The organism is Phytopseudomonas daroniae, from assembly GCF_004327285.1.
GTDB lineage: Bacteria > Pseudomonadota > Gammaproteobacteria > Pseudomonadales > Pseudomonadaceae > Aquipseudomonas > Aquipseudomonas daroniae.
The window spans coordinates 1-13,483 of sequence record NZ_QJUI01000007.1 but is presented as its reverse complement, the minus strand read 5'-3'; the positions used below and the strand labels follow the sequence as shown (position 1 = coordinate 13,483).

The window sequence follows — 13,483 nt, the reverse complement described above, 5'->3', positions numbered from 1 at the left end:
TGCAAGCCTCAAGCTACAAGCTCCCGCGCACCCACTTGCGGCTTGTGGCTTGCAGCTTGCCGCTACGGTGGTCAATCGCTGAGCGCGGCCAGCTGATCGGCCTGGTATTCGGCGAGCAGCGGTTCGATCACCGCGTCGACGCCACCGGCGATCACTTCATTGAGCGAATACAGGGTCAGGTTGATACGGTGATCGGTGACCCGGCCCTGAGGAAAATTGTAGGTGCGGATGCGTTCGGAGCGGTCACCGGAACCGACCAGCAGCTTGCGCGTGTCGGAAATTTCCTTGTGCGCGGCGGCATCCTGCTGATCCTTGAGCTTGGCCGCCAGCCAGGCCATGGCCTTGGCGCGGTTCTTGTGCTGCGAGCGCTCTTCCTGGCACTCGACCACGGTACCGGTGGGAATGTGGGTGATGCGGATCGCCGAATCGGTGGTGTTGACGTGCTGGCCACCGGCACCCGAGGAGCGATAGGTATCGACGCGCAGATCGGCCGGGTTGATCTCGATGGCCATCTGCTCGTCCGGTTCGGGCAACACGGCCACAGTACAGGCCGAGGTATGGATGCGCCCCTGGGATTCGGTTTCCGGCACACGCTGCACGCGGTGCGCGCCGGATTCGAACTTGAGCTTGGCGAACACGTTGTCGCCCTCGACCCTGGCGATCACTTCCTTGAAGCCGCCGTGCTCGCCTTCGTTGGCCGACAGTACTTCGACGCGCCAGCCCTGCCTCTCGGCATAGCGCGAGTACATGCGAAACAGGTCGCCGGAGAAGATCGCCGCCTCGTCGCCGCCAGTACCGGCACGCACTTCGAGAAACACGTTGCGACCGTCGTTGGGATCCTTGGGCAGCAACATCCGCTGCAGGCTGTCTTCCAGCTCGACCAGGCGGGCCTTCGCCGTGTCGACCTCTTCCTCGGCCATTTCGCGCATGTCCGGGTCGCTATCCTTGAGCAGCGCCTGGGCGCCCTCCAGATCGGCCTGCACCTTGCGGAACTCGCGGAACGCCATGATCACCGGTTCGATCTCGGCGTATTCCTTGGAGTAGGCGCGAAACTGGTTCTGGTTGCCGATCACTTCGGCATCGCCGAGCAGGGCCGTGACCTCTTCGAAACGATCCTGCAGCATGTCGAGTTTGTTGATCAACGAAGCTTTCATTGCATGCCTTTATTGGACGACGCGCCTTCTTCGAGGGCGAAGAGCTCCTGGGCCACACCGAGCGCATCGACGCGCCCGTCGGCGGAGAATTTTTTCAGTTGCACGCTGGGCGCGTGCAGCAGCTTGTTGGTCAGGCCGCGGGCCAACTGTGCCAGTACGTCTTCGGCAGCGGCGCCATTGGCGAGCATGCGCTGGGCGCGGGCCAGTTCATCGTCACGCAGGCGCTCGGCCTGCTGCCGGTATGCCCGAAGTACATCCACTGCGGCCAGTTCGCGCAGGCGCACCATGAAGTCGTCGGCGCCGACGGAGACCAGTTCCTCTGCGGCCTGGGCAGCCCCCTGGCGACTCTTGAGGTTTTCTTCGATGACTTCGTGCAGGTCGTCGACGGTATACAGATAGACGTCGTCCAGCTCGCCAACCTGGGGCTCGATGTCCCGCGGCACGGCGATATCGACCATGAAGATCGGCTTGTGCTTGCGTTGCTTCAGGGCACTTTCCACCGCGCCCTTGCCGAGAATCGGCAGCTGACTGGCGGTGGAACTGATGACGATATCGCTGTGCGCCAGCTCCTGCGGGATATCGGAAAGCAGCACGGCGTGCGCGCCGAACTGTTCGGCCAGGCTGCTGGCACGCTCGAGGGTACGGTTGGCCACGACGATTCGCTTGATTCCTTGATCGTGAAGGTGACGGGCGACCAGGCTGATGGTCTCGCCCGCGCCGATCAGCAGCGCCTGGCTGCGATGCAGGTCGGAGAATATCTGCTTGGCCAGGCTCACGGCAGCGAACGCTACCGATACCGGATTCTCGCCGATGGCGGTGTCGGTACGCACCTGCTTGGCGGTGCTGAAGGTGGCCTGGAACAAACGCCCGAGCAACGGGCCCAGGGTGCCGGCCTCGCGGGCAACGGCAAAGGCGGACTTCATCTGGCCGAGAATCTGCGGCTCGCCCAGCACCATGGAATCGAGGCCGGAGGCCACGCGCATCATGTGACGAACTGCCGCATCGTCTTCGTGGACGTAAGCGCAGGCACGCAGCTCGTCGACGCTCAAATGGTGATAATCGGCCAGCCAGCCGAGTACGGCATCGACGCCCGGGCCGTCCTGTTCCAGGTACAACTCACTGCGATTGCAGGTCGACAGAATCGCCGCCTCACGGCTTGGCGTATGCCGGCAAAGCAGCTGCAACGCCTCTACCAGCTGCTCTGGAGTAAAAGCCACGCGCTCGCGGACATCCACCGAAGCGGTCTTGTGGTTGATACCGAGGGCGATAAAGGCCATGCACGTCGCTGACAGGGGGTGGAAGCCGCCAATTGTCCTACTTCGGTCGAGGTAGGACAACCATTGCCCACCGCATGGCGACGATAGCGAGCCTCGATCGTCGGCAATGAGAATTACTCAATACGACCAATAGCCCGTAAGGTGGATTAGCGGCGAATCCGCAAATGACCAGACCACAAACCTACCACCCCTACAGCGATGCGTAACCCACCGAGCGCCAAGCGGAGTCCAGCGCCCCGCTCAGTGGGTTTACAGCGTCTGTCACTCGTCGAACGGCAAGCCCTGATGGTGTGCGTCTAACCCACCGCGGCTAATCGATGACCTGTACGTGCTCCTGAACGTACAGGGTAGCGGCACCGTTGGTGTAGGCATGATAGAGATCGCCGCCCACGTTCACATCGGCACCTGGCATCCAACCACTGCCCAGCGCCACCGAGTCCTCGTCGTCACCCAAAATCGTCAGCAGGTTACCGCCGGCGATATCCAGCACGTCCTGGGCGGTCAGTCCGGTGATCGCGTTGGCGCCCTTGGCCGACAGATCCAGCACCTCGATGCTCCTGAGGTTGCTGGCCAGCTCGGTGCCGCTCAGGCTTTCGCCGTAGCGCAGCTGGATGGTGTCCTCGCCGCCACGACCGTCGATCGCCTCGCCGCTCCATAGCAGATTGTCAGCGTTGTTGGTCGGCAGCTTGTCGGCGACGTTGATCTGCAGCGTCGTCGACGCTTCGCTGCTGACCACGCCCACCGGGTTGCCACTGGCATCCACCTCCTGGGTCCAGGCCGTGACGGTGATGTCCTTCACACCGCCAGTGCCCAGATGGAGGAAGCCCAGCCCATTCAACTGCTCCTGTGTCAGGCCCGCGAGAGTGTGCTGATTGGTGTCTGCGTCATACGTGGATACCAGCTCGACACCGTCGGCATAGAACACCACCTTGCTACCATCCGGGAAGCCGCTCAGTTCCAGGGTAGTCAGCTCGTGATGGCTATCGTTGGCGTTGACCGCCACCGGATCCTTCATCTCTGCGTTCAGGTTCAGGGCGATCACCTCGCCCGCCGTACCAAAACTGAGAGTCGGTCGCAGTTCGATACCGTCCGCCTGCGGTGCCACGCTCAGGTCGAACTCGACCGGCCAGGCAGTCGGCTCGTTACCTGGCTCGCCGCTGACCAGGTACAACCTGAGGTCTTCCAGCGTGCCGCTCCAGTGGGCCGGAGCCTGGATGCCGATATAGGCCGGCAGGGCATTGCCCGAGACGGGGATGGACCAGGTGTTGGTCGTACTGCCTCCGGCGTTGCTGGCCAGCACGGCACCCGAACCATCCGCGTTGTTGCCATACCAGACCGTAAAGTCCTTGGGCAGCCCCTCGATGAAGGCCGATTGCAGGGTCTCACCGCTGTCCGGCAGGAGCGTACCGGTGATGTTCAACTGCGCCTGCGTCTTGGTCACACCGTCATGCTCGGTGCCAGTGGCCGCTATCGTCACTTCCGGGGCGGTGTTGGTCGGATTGACCGTCAGGTTGCCCTGGCCTGCGGAAATCATCGCCGCGCCGCCGTTCTCCTGATTCTGCACCCAGGCCTGGAGCTGGACGCTGCCGCTGTCATGCGTACCGGCCGGGGTATAGGTCAGGTTCAGCACGGTGTCCGGGGTGACGCCGTCGATGACGTAGTACTGGCCATCGCTCAGCCCCGGTACGCCACTCACATCCTGCAGGGCCAGCGGCGCAGCACCCTGGCTGAGCTCGCCTGGGATACCCGTGCCATCCAGTTGCAGATAGAGCTTGCCGTCGACGACGCTCCAGTCGCCGCCCTGATCGGCCGGGTTGGAAACCGTGATAGCGATATCGATCGGCTCGCCCTCGGTTACCGGCGCGGCGACGATCGACACTGTCGCCTTGTCGGTGACCGGCGCCAGCTCGACCTGCGGCTCGACGTGGCCTTCGCTATGCACGCCGTTGTTGTGGAGGGTCACGGTGACATCCAGCGGCAGGTCGCCGCCGAGGTTGTTGGCGTTGCCATTGGCATTCGTCGGCGGGATGACGGTAATGCCCGCCAGCGCATTGTTCAGCACATCCTGGACGGTGGCGTTGGTCACGCCCGTCACTGTGGTGGTCCACAGCACCACCGGCTGGCCGTTCTCGACCGCTTCCGTTTGGGTCATGCCAGGGAACGTGGTGCCGTCGCCTGGCGCAGTGCGCAGGGTAATGGTCATATCGAAGCTGGCCTGATCGGCGCCGCTGGTATCCACTGTGGCGGATACCACCTGATCCAGGGTGAACGGGCCATCCTCGCTCTGCGGAGCGATGATCTCGCCCAGGGTCACCGTCGGCAGCTTGCCTTCCTCGCCCAGGGCGAAGTCGGTGCTCAGGTACCAGGTAATGCTGGCCTCCTCGGTACTCTCGGCATTGCCATCGCGGGTCACCACAGTGATGGTGATCGGCACGTTGTCGAGCGCGCCGCTATTACCGTTGACACTGAACACGATGCTCTTGGCGATATCTCCGTTGAACTGCTCGCCGACCGGTAGCAACCACTGGCCAGCACCGGTGAATATCCCGCCCTGCACCGCCATACCGTTCGGCACACCCTGGATGAGGATATGGGTCAGTCGCTCGCTGCCATCGTAGTCTCTGGCGTTGCCGGCGTTGGCATCGGGCTCCTTGGCGATGTCCAGGCTGACGGTGACCGTGCCTTCTGCCGTCAGCAGATAGGCAGCACCCGGCTGGCCGTTGATCGCTGTCAGGGCCAGGTCGACCGGGTCGGTCACCGGCTGCACTTCAAGGGTATGGCTGGTGTTCTGCCAGCCGCTTTCCACCGGCCCGGTGGTGCCGTCCTGGGCAGTATCGGTGACCTTGTATTGCACGTTCAGCACGATATCGCCGCTGAAGTTGGCACCCGCCTTGGCATGGATGCTCTTCACCGCATCCACACCGCTGATCTCGTACCAGCCACCCACCGCGACCAGTGGCTGGGTGCCGGCGGCATCACTGTAGAAGGTGACGCCATCCACTGCCTCGATGCGCACCGCGCTGATCTCTTCGTCGGTATCACCATTCTTGTAGTCGGGCGACAGGTCGAGCCGGCCGAGCTGATCCTCGATCATGCTGGAACTCATGTTGAGCTGCGCCTCCGGTGACGACGTGACCTGAAACTCGACGTTCTGCGGCGCGAAGAAGGTCTCCGACGGGTTGTCGCTCTCCGTCACTACCGGCTGCGCGGTCAATTGCACCGTGCCGCTATAGTTGGCCGGCACCTGGATCTTCACCGAGCCATCGGCGATCTGCGCGGGCGTCACCACCCAGACCCGGTCGGTGCCGCTGGCATTGCCGACCACCGGGCCGGCGCCCACCACGCTGAAGCCATCGGCCAGGCCACTGATGCGCAGGGTGATGGTTTCCGAACCGTCGTTTGAGGTCTCGCCGGAGGCCAGCGAGGTAATCAGCTCACGCAGCTCCACCTGGTTACCGTTGTTGTCGAGGTTGTCCTCGACATAGACCTGATCGTTGTCGATGGTCATCGACGGCTCGTCCGGTACGCCCAGCAGGGTGACGGTGATCGGCAGGATGTGCGCAGCACTCGGCGACGAAGTGATCGTCTGCTCTATTCCATCTTTATCGATATAGGTCAGCGTATCGACGGAGACCGCCTCGACCGACAGATTGATGGTCTGGTTGCTGTCCTTCGGCGGGATCAGCGTTGGCTGCTTGCTATTGTCGAAGTCGATCAGCTCCAGTTGGTAGCTGCCATTGCCGTCCGGCGTCAGCCCGCTGCCCACTGCGTAGGTAACACCGTCGTAAGTGATGCTGGCGCCGTCCGGGATCCCCTTGATGGTGATGTTGAAGGTCTCGCTCGGGTCATCGCTGGTCGGACGGATGTTCAGTTGAATCGGGGCGCTGCCATCGCGACCGGCATCCTCGTAGGCGGTAATTCGCGCATCCACCTTCAGGGTCACCTGGTCGGCCACCGGATCGAGGATCAGGTTGGTCAGCCAGGACTCGCCCGAGACCTGGGTATTGGTAGCGTTGTTGTCGTCTTCATCATGGTCGATGGTGACGGCTTCGACCTTGATCTTGACCACGCCCTTGAAGTTGTGCGGCCCCTTGAACTGCACGGTGTCCAGGTATTCGATCGGGATGTCCACCGGCGAGCCGTTGTAGGGCACGGTGATCCAATCGGCACCATCGCTGTACTGGAAGTACGAGCCATCCAGTTCCTCGTCGGCATTCGTGTAAGGCGTGAAGCGGGCGAAGGTTTCCTCGCTGCCGCCAACGGGGCCGCCATTGACGGTGCCATTGCCGTCCTCGTTGCTCCAGGGCGTCTTGAGGTCGAAGCCTTCCGAGTTCAACTCGAACCACTCGTCTTCCTTGCCATGGTCGGTATAGAGGTGGTCGCCGCTCATGGTCACGTCGTTGCCGTTCTGGCCATTCGAGTCGCTGTCGACACGCTCGCCGAGCGGGGTGACGGTGATCCGGACGCTCAGTTCCTGATCCTCGACCTGATGGCTGTCGGTGCCATTGGTATCGGTCGAGGTGACCTTCAATATGATCTCCGCATCCTTGCTACTGTGTGCCGGCGGCTTGATCATGAAGCCATCCAGCACGGCCTCACGTTGAGCTTCGCTCAGGCTGCCGTCGAAGGTGATGGTGTAGGGGTCGCCGGTCGAACCGTCGCCGGAAACACTCCAGCCACCGTTGTTGGTTGGTTCGGTCACCTGCCAGCCACTCGGGATTTCGAAAGCCACCTTGTCGATGACCTCGGTGCCGGTGCCGGTGTCGGTGACCTGCACATGCTGCAGGAAGGCTACCGCGGTATCTTCCTCGGTGGTCACGTTCCCCGCCGCCACATCGCCGGCAACCGGGGTGATGTGCAGGTTCAGGATCACACTGTTGTTGCTGGTATCGGCCTCGACAACGCCATTCGGCGGATTGCCCGAATTGCCCGGCGTGCCCTGGAAGCCGTCTGCGTCCTTGTCCTGGGCGTTGATACGGATGCCGATGCCGTTGAGATCGCCACTGTAGTCGCCGACCGCGCCGATGTTGATAGCCGGGAAGCTGGCGATATCACCGGTCTGACCATCGCTGCCAGTTTGTGCGGGGATATCGCGGCTTGCGCCTACCGCCAACTGCGTGCCATTGACCAGGATGGCCTGCCCGGTGTTATTGGTGACGGTTATCGAGCGCACCTCGGAGCCGTCCAGATCCTGAAACGACGCGCTGAGGATATCCTTCACGTTGAAGTCGGTGTCTTCCTTGAGGGTGACAGTGGCCTCGGTGTTGCCGGTATAACTTACGCCGTCGATGTTGGTGCCGGTGGTCACGCTGGTGTCGAACAGCAGTTGCGCATCGTCGGTCACCGCCTGAACGTAGACGGTGATGGTCTGGGTGCTGGTGGCACCCTCCACATCCACCAGTTTCACGCCGCTGTCGTCGACTTCGTAGCTGGTGACGCTGACGCCGACCGTGAAGTTCTCATGGTGGTGCTCGGCTGGAGTGGCCTTCAGGGCCTCGTACTCGGCTGCGGTCAGGTAGTTGACGCCCGCCCCCGTCAGTAGGCCATCGCTGACGTGCAAGTCGGTATCCACGTCGCTGTCACCACTGGTCTCGACGATGACAATGGTATAGCTGCCGCCGCTGGCGACCAGCGGTGTGCCATCGGCCTTGGTCAGGATCGCCCCCGCCATCGCGCCGTCGCCGGACAGAGTCAGGGTGATGGCGCCCAGACGTTCGGGGTGATCGCCCAGAGTAGCGCTGCCGTTCTGGTCGGCGTTATCGGTGATCACCGGCAGTTTCAGGCCCAGGGTGACATCGTTGTCTTCTGGGGTAGAGACGCTGGCACTGGCCCCACCGTCAGTCGAGGCGTCGTGGGCCAGGGCGGGCGCATCGGCAAGCGGGTTGACGGTCACAGTCACGGTGACCTGCTGGCCCACGCTGTCGTGGTCGGTTCTGGTGGTGTAGGTGAAACTGTCGGCACCGCTGTAATCCGGGGCAGGCACGTAGGTGATGCTGCCGTCGGGGTTGACCGTGACCGTGCCGTGCTGCGGCCCATCGCCAGACTCGATACTGATGTTGTTGCCTGTTGCGTCCGCACTGGTGGTGAAGCTGACGGAAGCGTCCTCGTCGACCTCGATGGCCTTGGCGGTTACCGGCGCATCGTCGACCACGGTCACGCTGAACGAGCCGGGTGCGGTATCGCCGTCGGCATCGGTTACCACGAAGGGGAAGGACAGCTCGATCTCATCGTCATCGACCACATGATCCAGTGCCCCGGCCAGGATGAACTCATAGGCCGCGGCTTCGCTGTGTGGATCGGTGATGGTGACGGTGAATACCTCTGGCCCGCCGCTACCGGCCGTCGCGCTCAGCGTATGGCCGTCCGCACTGACGACGTAGACCACCTGCACGCCGCCCGAGCTCAGGCCGGCCGGAGCGACCAGCGTACCCGGGAAGGTCACGTCGATGGCATCGGCGCCCTTCACCACGCCGAGTGCCCCGCTGGCGCCGAGCGCGTGATTGCCAGCATCCGGCGTCGAACCATTGGGCAGATACTTTTCCTCGACGATGCCCGCTGGCGGCGTACCGGCGACATTCGGCTCGGTGTCGGTGACCGTGATCGGCTGGGTGGCCCAGCCGCTGACATCGCCATCACCATCGATCAACTGATACTGGAAATCCGCGGCGAGATTATCGTCGGTCGCACTGCCTGGCGCGCCATGGCCGGCGGAAGCGCCGGTGTCGCTCGCCGGCGGGCTGGTGTAGCTCCAGTCGCCGTCGCTGTGCACGGTCAGCGAGCCACCGTCCAGGGTGATGACGGTGATAAAGTCGCCGGCGGCGATGGGCCCGGACTCCTGCTCGACACCATCGACGTCTATATACTTGAACCTGTGCACGCGGGCACCATCCGCCCCCAGAGTGTCGTTGTCCCGCAGATTGGCCTCGCCGGTGGCGGTGCCCACTGTCTGCCCACCTTCGCCCAGGATTATCGGGTTCTGGTCGGATGCGACCGGGGCGTCGTCGACGATCTTGATGTTGAGGGCCTGGCTGTTGTCGTCGCCGTCACGATCCTGGGCAGTGATCGCGAAACTATCGCTGGTGTCGTCACCCGCCACCGTCGGCGCGTTGACCAGAGTGTAGGTGTAGTCGATGGTGATGATGCCATCGGTGCCCAGGCTGTAGCCGTCGAGTACCAGGGTACCGTACTCGGTGGTGACGGTCTGGTTCGCTGTGCCCAGCGCCTCTACTTGCGTGGCGCTCAACACCAGGCTGGCTGGATCTCCGCTGGCGTCGGTGTAGCCGATGGTGACGCTGGCCAGACCGTCCAGTGCAGAAACGGTGAAGCTGGCATCGACCACGGTGTCATTGAAGCTCGGGTTGGAGCCATTGCTCAGCCCGCTCTCGAACACCACCTGGTCGTCAATCTTGCCGTCCGGTGTACTGGCCGTATGATCGGTCGGCACGTCGACCTCCACACCATCATTTGTGCCGTTGACAGTGATGGTCAGGGTGGCCACGCTGTCGTCGCCGTCGGCATCGGTCAGGGTGTAAGTGAATACCTCTTCCAGTTCCTCGCCCACGATCAGGCCCTGGACATCGAGGTTAGCGTTGTCCAACTGGTAGCTGTAGCTGCCGTCGGCATGGAGGGTCAGGGTGCCGTACTGTCCGGTGACATTGACACCTGCCACGGTCGGCGCAGTGCCCGCCTGGGTGTTGTCGGTACCGGCAACGACTTTGCCCACCGTCGCGCCATCGGCGCCTTCGGTATCCTGACCGGCGCCGCCGCTGGCTCCACCAATCAGTTCGCCGGTCACCGGCGCAGTGGCATCTTCGCTGACACTGTTGATGTCGCTCACCGCCTGCGGGGAATCGTCAACGATCTTGATCGTGAGGTTCTGGGTGATACTGCTGTCACCGTCACGGTCGCTGGCGCCGATGGTGAAGACATCGTTGACGTGGGTGCCACTGACTTGCGGGGCGTTAACCAGAGTGTAGGTGTAGTCGATGGTGATGATGCCATCGATGCCCAGACTGTAACCGTCGAGCACCAGGTTGCCATATTCGGTGGTGATGGTCTGGTTCGCTGTGCCCAGCGCCTCGACTTGCGCCTTGCTCAGTACCAGGCTGGCCGGATCGCCGTTGACGTCGATATAGTCAATGGTCACCGCGCCGTTCGGGGCCAGTCCATCCAACGCACTGATGGTGAAACTGGCATCGACGGTGATGTCGTCGTCATCCGGATTGGAGCCGTTGCCCAGACCGCTCTCGAACACCACCTGGTCGCCGGTGTTGCCGTCCGGGGTGGTGACAGTATTGTCGTTCGGCACGTCGACCGTCACACCATCATTTGTGCCATTGACGATGATGGTCAGTGTGGCCACGCTGGAGTCGCCATCGGCGTCGGTCAGGGTATAGGTGAATACCTCCTCCAGTTGCTCGCCCACGATCAGCCCCTGAACATCGAGATTGACGTTGTCCAGTTGGTAGCTGTAGCTGCCATCGGCATGGAGAGTCAGACTGCCGTACTGGCCAGTGACGAAGATGCCCGCCACGGTCGGTGTACTGCCCATCTGGGTGTTGTCAGTGCCCGCGACGATCTTGCTCACCGTCGCGCCGTCGGCGCCCTCGGTGTCCTGGCCGGCGCCGGCGGTGCCACCGATCAGTTCGCCAATCACCGGCGCAGTGGCGTCCTCGCTGATGGCGTTGATGTCGCTCACCGCCAATGGCGCGTCGTCGACGATGCGGATCACCAGAGTTGCGCTTTCCTCATCGCCGTCCGCATCTTCGGCGGTGATGGTGAAATTGTCGCTGGTGTGAGTGCCGCTGACTTGCGGGGCGCTGACCAGAGTATAGGTGTAGTCGATGGTGATGATGCCATCGGTGCCCAGGCTGTAGCCGTCGAGCACCAGGTTCCCATATTCGGTGGCGATGGTCTGGTTCGCTGTGCCCAGCGCCTCTACTTGCGTGGCGCTCAACACCAGGCTGGCTGGATCGCCGCTGGCGTCGGTGTAGCCGATGGTGACGCTGGCCAGACCGTCCAGCGCGCTGATGGTGAAGCTGGCATCAACGGTGATGTCGTCGTCATCCGGGTTGGAACCGTGCACCAGACCACTTTCGAATACCACCTGATCGTCAATCTTGCCGTCTGGAGTGCTGGCCGTATGGTCGGTCGGCACGTCGACGAGAATCGGGTCATCCACCGGCGTGACGACGATCACCAGCTCCGCCGTATCAGTGCCGCCCTCGCCGTCGGAAATCGTATAGGTCACGGTCGGCACCGTGCCGTTCCAGTTGGCTTCCGGGGTGAAGGTATAGGCACCATCGGGGTTCAGCTCAAGGGTGCCGACGCCGGGAATCGTCGCAGTGCTGCCGGCGTCATACACGGTGGGGTCGCCTGCAACTACGAAGGTGGTCACCGTCAGCGGGTCGCCGTCCGGGTCGCTGTCGGCGGAGCCGGCCGGATTGTCGGAGCTGGCGCCGGTGAGCACGTTACCGCTGACCGGGGTGTCTTCCAGGGTCTCGACGTTGTCGTCGTTGGCCAACGGCGGCGGGTTGCTCACGGCCCAGGCGAAGGTCTGCGTCGCCTCTTCGCCATCCTGGTCGGTGGCGGTCAGGGTCACGTGGTAGACGCCGTCGCTATCCGGGCCACCCTGGCTGGCAGAACGGTCGATGGTGCCGGTAACCTGGCCGGTGAGCGGGTCGAAACTCAGCCCCGGCGGCAGGCCGGCGATGCTGTAGATGAGCGTGTCGCCATCGACATCGCTGAACAGGTTCGGCAGATCCAGGGTCACCGTGGTGACACTGTCGGCATCCAGGTTGGTCTGATCCAGCGGGGTTGCCGGAGGCTCTGCCACCGGCGCGTCGTTGACCGGAGTGACGACGATGACCAGTTCTGCCGTGTCAGTGCCGCCCTCGCCGTCGCTGATACTGTAGGTCACGACCGGCACCGTGCCGTTCCAGTCCTGATCCGGGGTGAAGGTGTAGGAACCATCGTGGTTCAGCTCAAGGGTACCGATGCCGGGAATCGTCGCAGTGCTGCCAGCCAGATGCACGCCGGGATCTCCAGCGACGACGAACGAGGTCACGGTCAGCGGGTCGCCATCCGGGTCGCTGTCGGTAGCGCTGGCAGGATCGAAGGAACCGGCGCCGGTGAGTACGTTGCCGCTTACCGGAGTGTCTTCCGGTGTGGTCGCGTTGTCGTCATTGGCCAGTGGTACGGGGTTGGCCACCGTCCAGGTGAAGGTGATGTCGGTGCTGTTGCCCGCTGGGTCGGTAACGGTGACGATGACCGGGTAGAGACCGTCGTCGTTCGGGCCGTTCTGGCTGGCCGAGCGGTCGATGGTGCCGCTGATCTTGCCAGTAGAGGGGTCGATGCTCAGGCCATCCGGCAGGCCGCTGGCGCTATAGGTCAGCGGGCCGCCGCTGTTGTCGCTGATCTGCCCGGCCAGGTCGAGGTCGATGACATCGGAATCCTCGTCGACCTGGTTCGGTACCGTACCCATGGGTAGCACGTTGTCCACCGGTTTGTCGTCATCGTCGGTGCCGCTGTTACCCGCCGGATCGGTAACCTTGGCAGTGACGCTGACATCGGTATCACCCGGTGCCACCGGCACCTCTACGATCACACCATTGTCCAGGTCGCCCTGGGTTACCGGACGTTCGAGAAGGGTGTTGCCATCCTTATCGGTCACCAACAGGGTGTCGCCGACCTTGACCTTGTCATCCAGGGTAACCAACGCCGGAACACTGCCGTCCGGGCCGATCTCAACTTCGTTGTACACCCCGTCCGGGCCGGCGCCCTGCAATTCGACGGTGACGCCAGGGACGTCGTTGTCCACCGGTTTTTCGTCATCGTCGGTGCCGCTGTTACCTGCCGGGTCGGTAACCTTGGCAGTGACGCTGACATCGGTATCACCCGGTGCCACCGGCACCTCTACGATCACGCCATTGTCCAGGTCGCCCTGGGTTACCGGACGTTCGAGAAGGGTGTTGCCATCCTTATCGGTCACCAACAGGGTGTCGCCGACCTTGACCTTGTCATCCAGGGTAACCAACGCCGGAACACTGCCGT

3 protein-coding genes are annotated in these 13,483 nt (G+C 63.0%); all 3 read right to left on the bottom strand.

The window, feature by feature from the left end; genetic code table 11:
• Positions 1-71 precede the first annotated feature (71 nt).
• The 3 genes from prfA to DNK06_RS09070 all read right to left on the bottom strand — a co-directional run bounded on the left by prfA (position 72) and on the right by DNK06_RS09070 (position 13,466).
• Positions 72-1,154 (bottom strand): peptide chain release factor 1, encoded by a 1,083-nt coding sequence (gene prfA, locus DNK06_RS09080; RefSeq protein ID WP_131179706.1) that lies wholly within the window; start codon positions 1,152-1,154, stop codon positions 72-74.
• Entirely contained in the window at positions 1,151-2,431 is a 1,281-nt protein-coding gene (gene hemA / locus DNK06_RS09075) for a glutamyl-tRNA reductase (RefSeq protein WP_131179705.1), read from the bottom strand. The genes prfA and hemA overlap by 4 nt, the downstream gene beginning before the upstream one ends.
• A gap of 310 nt (positions 2,432-2,741) precedes the next feature.
• Positions 2,742-13,466 carry a T1SS-143 repeat domain-containing protein gene (locus DNK06_RS09070; protein WP_207391059.1) on the bottom strand — a complete coding sequence of 3,575 codons (10,725 nt, stop codon included), beginning with the start codon at positions 13,464-13,466 and terminating at the stop codon, positions 2,742-2,744.
• Positions 13,467-13,483: the final 17 nt, after the last annotated feature.

Excerpts from the sequence above, each read along its gene's own strand:
- hemA (WP_131179705.1), bottom strand. The coding sequence starts at position 2,431 with ATGGCCTTTATCGCCCTCGGTATCAACCACAAGACCGCTTCGGTGGAT.
- prfA (WP_131179706.1), bottom strand. The coding sequence starts at position 1,154 with ATGAAAGCTTCGTTGATCAACAAACTCGACATGCTGCAGGATCGTTTC.